The following is a 10,801-nucleotide window of genomic DNA, read 5'->3' as shown; positions in this document are numbered from 1 at the left end:
ACCTTCGCCAATGCCCGCAGCGGCGCGCGCCTCGGCGCTGATGCGCCCGTGCGTGGTCGACGCCGGGTGAGTGATGGTGGTTTTCGTGTCACCCAGATTTGCCGTGATCGACATCATGCGCGTTGATCGTCAACGAACAGCACCGGCTGCGCCGCCTCGTCGAGTCCCTCGGGCTGCCGGCGGCGCCGGACTCCTGCGAGGGGGCCGATCTGGACGCACGCCTCGCGTCGCTGGCGGGCCGGCTCGCGCGCGAGTGGATGATCGAGGTGTCGGTCCGATCGACGCTGGCCCGCCCCCTGCCGGAGAAGCTCGAGCTGGAACTGCTCCACATCGTCAGCGAAGGCGTCGCCAACGCCGCGCGGCACGGCGGGGCGTCCCACATGCGGGTCGAAGTGCGTGCCGAGGACGAGGCCCTGCGCATCATCATCGCGGACGACGGCACGGGCTTTCCTTTCCGTGGCTACTACGACGGCTGCGACCTGTGCCGCGAAGCGCTCGGCCCGCGCTCGCTCAGCGCGCGCGTGGGCGCCCTGGGCGGGCGTCTCGGCATCCACTCGACGGACGAGGGCGCGCGCGTCGAAATCCGGATTCCCCTCGTCCCCCTGCGGACCGTTGCGGACGCGGAGGATCATCCAAGGATATAGCGCGGATCCATCGTCCGATCGCTTCGGGATTCCGTGCCAAGGCATATGCTTAGTCTGCACCGGTACTCCTGCCCGCCCGGCCTTCGCCGATTTGCCGAGAACTCCCATCATGAGTATCGAAGTCATGCTGGTGGATGATCACCCCATCGTGCTCGATGGGCTCTCGTGCCTGCTGCGCGCCGAGCCCGACATCGAGGTGGTCGCGCGCTGCACCGACGGCGGTGAGGCGCTGCGCCTCGCCCGCAACAGGCATCCGGACGTGATCGTCCTCGATCTCAAGATGGGTGGGACGGACGGGCTCGAGGTCCTGCGGCAGGTGCGCTCGGAGGCGCTGCGCAGCCGCGTCGTGATCTTCACCGCGGCGATCAGCGAGGAACTGCTGCTCCAGGTCATGCGCCTGGACGCGGAGGGAATCGTGCTCAAGGAGATGGGCTCCGAGTTCATCGTGCGGGCGATTCGCAAGGTGCACGCCGGCGGGCGATGGATCGAGACCCGTTCGATCGGCACTGCGCTCGGCCACCTGCTCGACGGCGATGCACGCGCGAGGCCGATCAACGAGCTTCTCTCCAGCCGCGAGGAGGCGGTCGTGCGCCTGCTCATGAGCGGGCTGCGCAACCAGGAGATCGCCGAGCGGCTCTTCATCAGCGAAGGCACGGTCAAGACGCATCTCCACCGGATCTACGAGAAGCTCGAGGTCCGCAGCCGCCTCGAGCTCGTCACCTACGCCCGCACCCACGGCCTCGGCTGAGTGCGGACGTGCATCGGCGATGACGCCCGTCCGTCGTCCGATGGAGCGGAAAAGCTAGCCGTCGGCGGGCGGCGAATCCATCGATCCGCAGAGTTCCCCTGTCAGGACCAATGCATATATTGCAGATGAGGCCCGCGGCATTGTGCCGCCAGTCCTCGATGCAGAGCGCTCGAGCGGAGGCCTCGCGAGGGCGCCATGAGGGACGGAACGTCCCGGCCGACGGCGGAACAGCGCATCGGCGGCCGGCGCCGGGAGGGGGCGTGTCCGTTCGCGACCAACCAGAAAAGGATCGGAGGTCATGATGATTGCACTGGTATCCACACAGCAGCGTTCCGCCCTGGCCGTCGCACGGCTTGCACGCACGAGCCTGGCAGGACTTGCGCTCGCCGGCGCCGCGATCGCACCGGTGGTCGCGATGGAAGTCACGTCCAACATCAGCGTGCCCGGCACCTTGCAGCTTTCCGTCACGGGCGACTGCAGCAACACGGGGCCGGTGATTACCCTGGGGCCGACGATCACGCTGCACGACGTCCCGGTCACGGTGGTTTTCGACGGCGGCGGCGACCACGACGCAACGGTGCACAACCAGGTCGATCTGCACCTGACGCTTGCCGACGGGCCGATCGTGTTGCCGAAGCAGGGCGCAGCCCCCAACGGCGTGACGGGCAACCCCCGGGTCAGCGTTTACGTGAATGGAAACCTGATAATGGGGCCGGTGCGCTGCAACAAGCTGTGAGGTGATCCCTAAGCGGCCTCCTTCTTGCGCCGGTGCCGTGCGGACACCGGGGCACGAGGGGGACGGGCCGCCCGCGCAAAGGGGCAGCATCCCCCCGGGGGACTACTCGAGAACACCAAAAAAAACGCCCGGACCCTGAGGTCCGGGCGTTTCCTCCCCGTCACCTGCAGACTGCCCGCAGGGGCCGCGCCTGGTGCTACTTGAGCGGCGTCAGGACGACGCTGCCGTTGGAGGTGGTGGTCTTGATCCGGGTCGTGCCGGCGGGCAGGGCGGTCAGGCCGAGCTTCTCGATCGTCCAGGTGCCGTCCGGCAGGGGGGTGGTGCTGCCCACCACGCCGAAGGTGGCGCCCACCGCATTGGCATACTCGGAAGTGATCGTCTGTCCTGCCACCGGGGTGAGGGTACCCACTACCCGCAGCCGGCTCAGGCGGGGCACGAAGCGGGCCGACTGGACCGACAGGGTCTCCGCCGCCGCCACCCGCACCGTCACCGTCGCCGGGCTGGACAGGGTGCCTGCCGCGTCCTGGGCCTGGTAGGTGAAGGTGTAGGTGCCCACCGCCGGCGCGGTGAAGGTCACCACGCCGCCCGCCACGGTAAGGGTGGCCCCGGCCGGGACGGGCGGGCTCACGTTCGCCGCGACCACGATGTCCGCTGTTCCGTCGGGATCGGTGTCGTTGGCCAGCACGTTGATCGCCTGGGGCACGTTCACCAGCGCGTTGGCCGTGTCGGCCACCGCGACCGGCGGATCATTCACCGGGGTGATGTTGAGCACCACGTTGCCGGTGTTGGAGACCACCGTGCCCGTGGTCACCGTGTAGGTGAAGGCGTCGGTGCCGCTGGCGTTGAGCTTGGGCGTGTAGGTCACCGTCCCGTCCACGTTCGCAACCGCGGTCCCGAAGTGGGGGGGCGATGCGATGCTCACCTTGCCGCCCACGGCGTTGGTGTCGTTGGCGAGCACCGCGAGCGTCTGGGGCGGCGCATCCTCGAGGAAGGTGTAGCCGTCGTTCACCGCCACCGGCACGCCCGCCGGGGCGGCGCCGGTGGCCGCGCCGATGGTCACCCGGGCGTCATTCACCCCGAAGGCGCTGGAGAGCACCCGCCCGATGTCCGGCGGGGCAATCCTCGCCGGCATCACCAGGCTGCCGTTTACCAGGTCGCCGCGGAAGCTGCCGAAGGCGAGGCTCAGGGTGGGCGGCACCAGCGTGTCGGAGGACGCCGCAGCCACGGTCAGGGAGCCGGCCGCCGGATCGTAGTGGGCCTGGCTGATGGTGATCTCATCGCTCACCTGATGGGCGTAATAGGCCGGAACGATGTTGCCGAGCTGGTCCCGCGCCGCCGCGTCCTTGACGCACACCCCGGCGGGAATGGCAGCCGGCTTGGCCTGGCCCCAGTGGTGGGCACCGTCGGCGAACATGATGCTCTCGGTGGCCCCCACGGGCGCCGTATAGGGCGGCAGGACGATCCCCAGGGCATTGACCACGCCGCCGCACGGTGCGTCGAAGAAGCTGAGTTGCGGCTGCACCGCCGGAGGCGTGGGCTGGGTCGGCAGGCGCGACTGGGTGGTCGGCCGGGCCTGCGCGAAGACATCCAGCTTGTTGCCCGCGGCGCTGCGGGCGTAGCTCGCCCGGTCGACCCGCACCTGCCCGGGGATGCCGCCGGTGTAGATGCGGCCCTGGAGGGTGAAGTCGGTGGTCTCGATGTAATCGATCCCCGGTCCGCCGATGCCGGAGCCCGCCGGTCCCTCGATGCGGAAGATGTTGTGGTTGCGCAGCGTTCCGGTGGAATCCACGACGTCCGGCAGGGCGCTGCCCGTGACAGGCCCCCGGCGCAAGGGATCGGCGATGTACTGCTTGCCCGGCACCGGTCCGCTCACCGCCGGCAGTTCCGCGCCTCCCGGAGTCGCCGAGGGCAGCAGGAAGGGACCCATGCGGGAGCTGAGCGCGCAGCTGAAGTCCTCCACGCAGATGAAGCCCACGTCGTCGGTGAAGAAGATCCGCTCGCCCGCGACGCCGTCCAGGAGCTCCTCGCCGTAGGGGTGGATGATCCGGTACTTGCCGGTTACCGGCACGGTGGTGATCTTGACCCGGATGCGGGCGAAGGCGATGTGGTCGCCGGGGGCCGGGGCGCCGCCGGCGAAGCCGGCTTCCACGCCGAGGATCAGGCTCCCGGCGCCGCCGTTGGCGAGCTTCACCCCCGCGTCACCGGAGAAGAAGAAGTGCTCCGGCGCGAAGGCGTTGGGGAAGGCTTCCGGCAGGTTCGGCACGTCGGCCGCCAACAGCCGGCACCAGCCGCCGGAGAGCTCCGCGGCGTTCTGCGGGTCGCAGAACTCCAGGGTGAGGCCGGTGGTGTCCTGGTACCAGGCGGGAAAGCCGCCGACGGTGGGGGCGATGCTGGCAGGCCCGACGCGCTCGAGGACGGCGTGGGCGGAGAAGCTGCAGGCCAGGGACACCATTGCGGCAATCAGCTTGAGTTTTTGCGTTTTCATAATTGTGGCTCCTGAGGGCGGATTGGTCCGTGGGTCCCGTTACTTGAGGGCGAGGGGGGCGGTCTTGACCGTGCCGTTGTTGGTGGTGGCCTTGAGGGCAGTTGCCCCCGCGGGCCGGGCGATCAGCGGTTTGATCGCCCAGTTCCCCGCGCCGTCCACCGCCACGGTGCCTGCGAGGCCCAGCACGGTGCCCGCGGCATCGGCGAACTCCACCGTGACCGTCTGGCTGGCGGCGGGCAGGATGCTGCCCGAGGCGATGAGCTGGCCCTTGCTTACCACGTACTCCGACTTGGTGAAGGTGGAGGTCTCGGCGGCGGCCACCTGCACGGTCACGACCCCCGTGTTGGCGGACACCGCGCCCGCCGCATCCTGCGGCTTGTAGGTGAAGCTGTAGGTGCCGCCCGCGGTGGCGCTCAAGGTCACCAGCCGGCCCGCCAGGCTCACCGTGGCGCCCGCCGGGGTGGGCGGCGTGAGGGCCGCCACCGCGACGATGTCGGCGAAGCCGTCGGGGTCGGTGTCGTTGGCCAGCACGTCGATGGTGACGGGCACGTTCACCAGGGCGGACGCCGAGTTATTCCCTGCCACCGGGAGATCGTTCACCGGCGTGATGTTGAGGGTCACGGTGCCGGTGTTGGAGACCTGGGCGCCCGCGGTCACCGTGTAGGTGAAGCCGTCGGCGCCGTTGGCGTTGGGGTTCGCGGTATAGGCCACGGTGCCGTCCGGATTGAGCACGGCGGTGCCCAGGCGCGGGGGCGTGGTGAGGGTCACGGTGCCGCCAGCGGCGTTGAGGTCGTTGGTCAGGGGGGCGAGAAGCTGAAGCCCCGCGTCCTCGGCGAAGGTGTAGCTGTCGGGCACCGCCACCGGGGAGCCGGTGGGCGCGGGGACGCCGGCAGCGGCGGCGGTCGTCACCTGGGCCTTGTTGCTGCCGCCTGCGGCGGAGAAGACCCGCAGGTTGGCCGGGGGGGCCACGGTGGGCACCACCAGGCTGCCGTTCACCAGGTTGCCGCGGAAGGCGCCGAAGCCAACGCTCAGGACGGGGGGCAGGACGGTGTCGCTGGAGGCGGCGGCCACCGTGAGGGCGCCGGCGGCGGGGTCGAAGGTCGCCTGGGTAATGGCGACCTCATCCGACACCGCATGGGGGGTGTAGGTGGGGCAGGTTGCCGTTCACGTCCCGGGCGCTGGCGTCCTTGACGCACACCGCGGCGGGAATGAGGGTCGGCTTGATCTGTCCCCAGTGGCTGCCGCTGGCGGCGAACATCTGCGTCTCGGTGGCCGCCGCCGGGGCGCCGAAGGGCGGGATGATAGCCCCCGTCACCGGGTCCACGGCCCCCGCGCAGGGGGCGTCGAAGAACGAGAGCTGGGGCGACGCCTGGATCGGGCGGGGACCGGCGGGCATGCGGCCCTGGCTCGCCTCGACGGCGGTGGCGATGACGTCCAGCTGGTTGCCGGCGGCGCTGCGCTGGTAGCTCGCGCGCTTGACGCTCACCTGGCCCGGCATGGCGCCGGTATAAGCGCGACCCATCAGGGCGAAGTCGGTGGATTCCAGGAAGTCGATGCCCGGGCCGCCCAGGTTGGACCCGACCGGCCCTTCGAGGCGGACGATGTTGTGGTTGCGGGACGCGCCGCTGGAGTCGGTGAAGTTGGGCAGGGGGCTGCCGGTCACCGGCCCCTGGCGGGCGGGATCGGCGATGTAGGCATTGCCGGTGCCCGGGTAGGGGGTCGCCGCGAAGGTGCCGCCGAAGTGCGCGGGGTTCTTGTCGGGCGCCGGGTTGGTCGCCGTCAGGGGCGGCATCTCGGCGCCGCCGGGAACGTCGGAAGGCAGCAGGAAGGGGCCGACCCGGCCGTTGAGCGGGCAGTCGAAGCCCGTGGCGCAGGGCACCGCCACGTCTTCGGTATAGAAAATCCTCCCGCCCGCCTCGGCGAAGACCGTATCCTCGCCAAAGGGGTGGATGATCCGGTAGGTTCCGGTGGCCGGGACCGGCGTGAACACCATGCGGATGCGGGCGAAGGTGATCTGGTCGCCGGGAATCGCCGGGCCGTTGGCAAAGGCCGCTTCCATGGCCGTGGTGAACACGCCCCGGGTCTGGGTCCCGTGGGCCAGGGTGGCGCCGGCGGCCCAGTAGAAGTGCTCGTCGAAGAAGGAGGCGGGGAAGACCTCCGGCACCACCGGCACGTCGGGGGAGAGAAGGAGGCACCAGCCGCCGTCCACTTCCGCCTGGTTCTTGGGACTGCAGAATTCCAGGGCCAGCCCGGTGGTGTCTTCGTACCAGGCGGGGTAGCCGCCGACGGAGGGGGCGTTGCTGACCGGTCCGACACGCTCCAGGACGGCCTGGGCCGGGACGCTGCAGGCGAGGGCCACCAGGGCGGCGATCAGCTTCAGTTTTTGCGCTTTCATTATTGGCTCTCCTGTTTCCGTGCACGGGGGGTTTCTTGTGTCGAACCAACAGCCAGTTCTGGAAATCTTCTAGCCCCAAGGTTCGCCCCGTCTCAGCAACCGCCGTGCCACCGCTTATGCCGATGGCGACGCAACATGAAAAAAGCCATATCTGATTGGGTTTGCTCGTTTTGGGTAATGACAGGGAGATTGCCTTGCGCGGCTCCGCGTACGGCCCGCGGCTGGGGACTTGACCCACGTCTCCCCACGGCCGGGGGGGATTTGACCCATGCCCCCCATGGCTGGGGAGCGGGTCACCGAACGCGATTGCTGCCAACGATGACGGGCACAGGAATTTCGGCGGCGGGGCGGCAGGGGGACGCGCCCCGATCATCGGGTGAAGAGGGCGTATGCCGGGGTGGTGGCTGTGCGCCACCAGCGGGAGGACGACTACCACTGCGGATCGCGGCGGCGGTGATCGTCTTGCCTCGACCCGTTGATCACGGGCGTCGGGCCGCCCGCGCAGGGGGCTGCGACCCGACCGGTCAGGTGTCTCGGGGTTGCCTGCCGCGAGCGCGCGCAGGTTCCCCCGCGGGGGGCGATGCCCCCGGGTTATTGCAGGTTACGCGGGCTGGTTTTCCCTTTCCACGTCCGCGAGAAAATCCGCCGCGCGCATCTGCTCCGCCTGCTCCAGCCACAGCGGGTAATGCGTGCGGAAATCCGCGGTCATCTGCGACAGCGGCACGTCGGGGAAATGCCCGCGCTGGTGCACGTACTCCATGTGCTGATTGCCGCTGCGGTCGAAGGCGTGATAGATCGAGTCGCTGCGGCCGTCGAATTCCAGCGGCAGCAGGCCGAAACGTTCGCACAGGGCGAGGTTGAACGCCGGCGTGGCCTTGTACCAGTCGCCGTCGATGAGGATCTCGGTGTAGCCGTGCCAGCGGTAGAGGTCCGAGCCGATCGTCTGGCGCATGCGTTCGGTGCTGAGGTGGTTGCGCACGTCGGCGTAACCGAGGCGCGCGGGAATGCCCACTGCACGGCACACCGCGGCCAGCAGCGTGGCTTTCGGCACGCACCAGCCCGCGCCGGTGGCAAGGACGCTGCTCGCCTTCATGCCGGTTTCCGACAGGTCGATGCGATAGGGATCGTAGCGGAAGCCGTCGCGCACGGCGTAATACAGCGCCACGGCGCGCTCGCGCACGTCGTCGCCTTGGCAATGCGTTTTCGCGAACGCGAGGACTTCGGGGTGGTCGCTGTCGATCAGCGCGGTGGGCGAGAGATATGTATTATTCATTGATCTGTCCAATGATTGACCTGGCAACTATATACCCTTCGCGCCGGGCTTGTCGCCTTGGTCCAAATCGGACGTGACAGGGGGCGCGCAGGATGCGAGGAGAGCTGCGCTCGCTCCGGCGCGCGCCGTGGGGAAGACGGCGCCGACAGCTTCACGCGGGTTCCGAACCCGGTGCGGATTCAGTCCTCCTGCCGCGTCATCTCCAGCCGCGACAGGTCGAAGCCCCGCGCCGCGAGGCGCGTGCGCAGCGCTTCCAGGGCCTGCGGGGCGACGGTCGGCGTGCGCGACAGGATCCACAGGTATTCGCGCCGCGGTTCGCTCACGGCCGCGAGGCGGTAGTCCGCGTCGAGGTCGATCACCCAGTAGTCGCCCCACACCGCGGGGAGGAAGGACAGCCAGGCCGGGGCGAAGCGCACTTCGAGGCGGGGCGAATCGGCCGCCCCGAGCTGCCGCGCGGCACCGATCGCCTCGACGACGCGCCCCTCGGCGTTGCGGCAGCGGTTCGCCACGCGCACCCGTCCGTCCTCCTGCAGGCGGTACTCTGCGTGGGTGAAGCCGACGCAGTGGCGCTGGAAGCGGTTCGGGTACCTGGCGATCTCGTACCACGTGCCCATGTAGCGCGGCACGTCGAGCGCGGCGATCGTCGACAGCGGGGCCTGCGGCCCCTCCGCGTGTGCGGACGGGGCCTGCGTGCCGAGCAGGGTCAGCGCGAGCAGCGCAGCCCGGAGCGGGCGGGCTGCGGCGTTTCGAGGGGCGGCCGGAGGCGGAATGCGCTTCATTGATGTCGGATCCGTGCGGAGTCTCAGCGTACGTCCAGCAGGCTCGCGTCCCAGGCGGCGTGCTTCTCGAAGCCGATCAGGTTGGCGACCGTCGCCGCGATGTTCGACAGGCCGGCGCCCTCGATCGCCTTCAACCCCAGCCTGCCGCCGCTGACGTTGTCGTAGAGCACCAGCGGCACCGGGTTCAGCGTGTGCGCGGTCTTGGCCTTGAACGAGCCGTCGGCGTTCTGCGCGGGCTGCTTGGTCTTCTTGTCGAGCTCGAACATTTCGTCGGCATTGCCGTGGTCGGCGGTGATCAGCGCGACCCCGCCCGCCGCGTCGATCGCCGGCAGCAGGCGCGACAGCGCAAGGTCGACGGCCTCGATCGACATCGTCGCGGCGCGGAAATGGCCCGAGTGGCCGACCATGTCGCCGTTGGCGTAGTTGCAGCGTAGGACCCTGTACTGGCCGCTTTCCACCGCGGCGATCATCGCGTCGGTGATCTCGGCGGCCTTCATCCACGGGCGCTGCTCGAAGGGCACGACGTCGCTCGGCACTTCCTCCCAGGTCTCGCCGTCGAACTTGTTCGAGCGGTTGCCGTTCCAGAAGTAGGTGACGTGGCCGAACTTCTGCGTCTCGGAGCAGGCGAACTGCGCGACGCCGCTCTTGGCCAGCCACTCGCTCATCGTGTCGCGGATCGCCGGGGGATCGACGAGGAAGCGCTTCGGCAGCTTGAGGTCGCCGTCGTACTGCAGCATGCCGGCGTAGGTGACCTGCGGCACGCGCACGCGCTCGAACTTGTCGAAGGCGGCGCCTTCCTCGAAGGCGCGCGTGATCTCGATCGCGCGGTCGCCGCGGAAGTTGTAGAACACCACCGCGTCGCCGTCCTCGATGGTGCCGACCGGCTGGCCGTCCTGGCCGATGACGAAGGCGGGCAGATCCTGGTCGATCGTGCCGGGATGCTTCTCACGCAGCGCGCGCACGGCCTCGGAGGCGCTGGCGAACTGTTCGCCGCGGCCCAGCACGTGCGTGTGCCAGCCCTGTTCGACCATCTTCCAGTTGGCGTCGTAGCGGTCCATGGTGATCGTCATGCGCCCGCCGCCGGAGGCGATCCGGGCATCGAAACCGCCCGCCTGCAGCTCGGCGAGGAAGGTCTCGAAGGGCTCGACGTAGTCGAGCGCGCTGGTCTCGGGCACGTCGCGGCCGTCGAGCAGCGCGTGGATGCGCACCGCCTTCACGCCTTCGTCACGCGCGCGCAGCACCATCGCCTTGAGGTGGTCGATGTGGCTATGCACGTTGCCGTCGGAGAAGAGGCCGATGAAGTGCAGCACGCCCCGTCCGGCCTTCGCGCCGGCGACAACCTGCTGCCACGCCGCGCCCTGCCAGATCGCGCCCGAGGCGATCGCGCCGGCCACCAGCGCCGCGCCCTGCGAATACACCTGGCCCGCGCCGATCGCGTTGTGGCCGACTTCCGAGTTGCCCATGTCCTCGTCCGAGGGCATGCCGACCGCGGTGCCGTGCGCGCGCAGCAGCACGTGCGGGTAGCGCGCGAACAGCGCGTCGAGCGTCGGCTTCTTCGCCGCGGCGATCGCGCTGCCGACGTCGTTCTTGGGAACGCCGTAGCCGTCCATGACGATGACGACGACCGGGCCGGGGATGCCGGGGAAGGACGGGAGCTTTTGCAGCATGCTGGGAATTCCTTCGTTGCGGTGCAGGAAAACCCGCTATTTTACTGAAGCTGCCGGCGCTGTTTCGCATGGAA

The 10,801-nt window shown here is 69.4% G+C and carries 9 protein-coding genes and 1 pseudogene; 3 read left to right on the top strand and 7 right to left on the bottom strand.

The genetic code is table 11. The features are described 5' to 3' along the window. Positions 1 to 126, bottom strand: a pseudogene (locus tag GPA22_RS18600) (PLP-dependent transferase); the annotation flags it as partial. Between GPA22_RS18600 and GPA22_RS18595 the strand changes: the two are divergent. From GPA22_RS18595 to GPA22_RS18585, 3 genes are all read left to right on the top strand, one after another. Continuing rightward, a complete protein-coding gene (locus tag GPA22_RS18595; protein WP_343036096.1) occupies positions 126 to 644 on the top strand; it encodes a sensor histidine kinase in 519 nt (172 codons plus the stop codon). The pseudogene GPA22_RS18600 and the gene GPA22_RS18595 overlap by 1 nt on opposite strands. Positions 645 to 753: 109 nt before the next feature. Then, positions 754 to 1,392: a response regulator gene (locus tag GPA22_RS18590; protein WP_169257554.1), complete on the top strand. Its 639-nt coding sequence runs from the start codon at positions 754 to 756 to the stop codon at positions 1,390 to 1,392. Between the two features lie 298 nt (positions 1,393 to 1,690). Next, positions 1,691 to 2,128 carry a hypothetical protein gene (locus GPA22_RS18585; protein WP_169257553.1) on the top strand — a complete coding sequence of 146 codons (438 nt, stop codon included), beginning with the start codon at positions 1,691 to 1,693 and terminating at the stop codon, positions 2,126 to 2,128. Between the two features lie 196 nt (positions 2,129 to 2,324). Here GPA22_RS18585 and GPA22_RS18580 read toward each other — a convergent pair whose 3' ends face one another. From GPA22_RS18580 to gpmI, 6 genes are all read right to left on the bottom strand, one after another. Then, positions 2,325 to 4,613 (bottom strand): Ig-like domain-containing protein, encoded by a 2,289-nt coding sequence (locus GPA22_RS18580; RefSeq protein WP_169257552.1) that lies wholly within the window; start codon positions 4,611 to 4,613, stop codon positions 2,325 to 2,327. A 39-nt stretch (positions 4,614 to 4,652) separates the two neighbouring features. After that, a complete protein-coding gene (locus tag GPA22_RS18575) occupies positions 4,653 to 5,744 on the bottom strand; it encodes an Ig-like domain-containing protein (RefSeq protein ID WP_169257551.1) in 1,092 nt (363 codons plus the stop codon). Continuing rightward, complete coding sequence (locus GPA22_RS18570; RefSeq protein WP_169257550.1) at positions 5,734 to 7,008, bottom strand: hypothetical protein; 1,275 nt, start codon at positions 7,006 to 7,008, stop codon at positions 5,734 to 5,736. The genes GPA22_RS18575 and GPA22_RS18570 overlap by 11 nt, the downstream gene beginning before the upstream one ends. A 601-nt stretch (positions 7,009 to 7,609) precedes the next feature. Further along, positions 7,610 to 8,281, bottom strand: coding sequence for a transglutaminase-like domain-containing protein (locus GPA22_RS18565; protein WP_169257549.1), 672 nt, complete (start codon positions 8,279 to 8,281; stop codon positions 7,610 to 7,612). A 179-nt stretch (positions 8,282 to 8,460) separates the two neighbouring features. Continuing rightward, positions 8,461 to 9,060, bottom strand: a complete 600-nt coding sequence (locus GPA22_RS18560) for a lipocalin family protein (RefSeq protein WP_169257548.1) — start codon at positions 9,058 to 9,060, stop codon at positions 8,461 to 8,463. A gap of 23 nt (positions 9,061 to 9,083) precedes the next feature. Further along, positions 9,084 to 10,727, bottom strand: a complete 1,644-nt coding sequence (gene gpmI, locus GPA22_RS18555; protein WP_169257547.1) for a 2,3-bisphosphoglycerate-independent phosphoglycerate mutase — start codon at positions 10,725 to 10,727, stop codon at positions 9,084 to 9,086. Positions 10,728 to 10,801 lie beyond the last annotated feature (74 nt).

The sequence above is a fragment of the Aromatoleum toluvorans genome, from assembly GCF_012910905.1.
Taxonomy (GTDB): Bacteria; Pseudomonadota; Gammaproteobacteria; order Burkholderiales; family Rhodocyclaceae; genus Aromatoleum; species Aromatoleum toluvorans.
The sequence above is the reverse complement of the archived record's forward strand: the minus strand, read 5'-3'. Positions and strand labels throughout refer to the sequence as shown.